Origin of the sequence: Acerihabitans sp. TG2 (genome assembly GCF_035013185.1) — a bacterium.
Taxonomy (GTDB): domain Bacteria; phylum Pseudomonadota; class Gammaproteobacteria; order Enterobacterales; family Enterobacteriaceae; genus Acerihabitans.
The window spans coordinates 1-1,386 of sequence record NZ_JAYGJO010000085.1; the positions used below are offsets into that span (position 1 = coordinate 1).

Sequence of the window (1,386 nt, forward strand, 5' to 3'; positions counted from 1 at the left end):
GATAGTAATAATGTCGGTGTCAGTTTTCATCATCATCCTTGCTGTTTTTCCAGGCTGGTGAGATCACTGATGCAGTGAAGACTTCCCGGTTTCCTGACTCACACACTGAACGACCAGCAATGTGTCTTTCCCTGTACCCGTCGGTGACCGCGAAGTCTTTCATGCGAGGATTCTCCTCACCGATGCGCGTGACTCAAGAAGGGCCTGACGGCTTGTCTCTTTACTGTCCTGTCCGGGTTATCGTCGGGAGAAATGACGAATAATTTCTGGAGCAGGATATAACCTATGGCGAAGGTAAATTCGGTTCATTCATCGTATGTCGTTGGTGGTGTTGATACGCACAAAGATCTCCATGTTGCTGCTGTCGTTGATCACAATAACATTGTTTTAGGTAGTGAGTTTTTCGCAACAACACGGCAGGGATACCGACAAATGCTGGCCTGGATGGCGTCTTTTGGAACGGTGGCGCGTATCGGTGTCGAATGTACGGGCTCATACGGTGCAGGATTGCTGCGTTACCTTCAAAAAGCCGGAACTGAAGTCCTGGAGGTTACGGCACCAGATAAAATGGAACGTCGTAAGCGAGGTAAAAGCGACACGATCGATGCAGAAAGTGCCGCTCATGCCGCTTTCTCAGGTATACGTACCGTCACACCTAAAACACGTAGCGGAATGGTTGAAGCACTGCGCGTCTTGAAAGTCTGCCGTAAAACGGCTGTAGCTGCGCGGCGTATTGCACTACAAATGATCCAGATGAATATCGTTTCAGCCCCGGATGAGTTACGTGATCAGATACGTCACCTCACGAGAATGCAGTTGATCCGTACCCTGGCCGCGTGGCGGCCCGATGTAACCGCCTATCGTAACGTTCAGGATGCCTACCGTATTGCACTGAAATCGCTGGCCCGCCGATATCTTGAATTACATGACGAAATAGCAGATCTGGACGTCATGATAATGTCAATTGTCGATGAACTGGCACCAGAGCTTATCAAACGTAAAGCGGTGGGATATGAATGCGCATCTCAGTTGCTGATCACTGCCGGTGATAATCCTCAGCGTCTGAACTCAGAGTCTGGCTTCGCTGCTTTATGTGGCGTCAGCCCTGTACCCGTTTCTTCCGGCAAAACAAATCGTCACAGACTTAACCGTGGCGGCGATCGTGCAGCCAACAGCGCTTTGCATATTATTGCGATAGGCCGGTTACGCACGGATACGAAAACACAGGAATATGTGGCAAAACGGGTAGCCGAAGGCCACTCAAAAATGGAAGCGTTGCGCTGCCTTAAACGCTATATCTCGCGTGAAGTCTATACGTTATTGCGTAATCAAAATCGCCTTATTAATAGAACACAACTAACCACTTGACTCTTAGAAGGGCGTCCA

Annotated in this window: 2 protein-coding genes; one reads left to right on the forward strand and one right to left on the reverse strand. The window is 49.4% G+C overall.

Features of this window, described 5'->3' with window-relative positions:
• Window positions 1-19: 19 nt before the first annotated feature.
• Window positions 20-163 (reverse strand): hypothetical protein, encoded by a 144-nt coding sequence (locus SJI19_RS24600; RefSeq protein ID WP_323480861.1) that lies wholly within the window; start codon window positions 161-163, stop codon window positions 20-22.
• 122 nt (window positions 164-285) lie between these two features.
• Between SJI19_RS24600 and SJI19_RS24605 the strand changes: the two genes are divergently transcribed.
• Window positions 286-1,368, forward strand: a complete 1,083-nt coding sequence (locus SJI19_RS24605) for an IS110 family transposase (protein ID WP_323480862.1) — start codon at window positions 286-288, stop codon at window positions 1,366-1,368.
• Window positions 1,369-1,386 lie beyond the last annotated feature (18 nt).

Excerpts from the sequence above, each read along its gene's own strand:
- SJI19_RS24600 (WP_323480861.1), bottom strand. The coding sequence starts at position 163 with ATGAAAGACTTCGCGGTCACCGACGGGTACAGGGAAAGACACATTGCT.
- SJI19_RS24605 (WP_323480862.1), top strand. The coding sequence starts at position 286 with ATGGCGAAGGTAAATTCGGTTCATTCATCGTATGTCGTTGGTGGTGTT.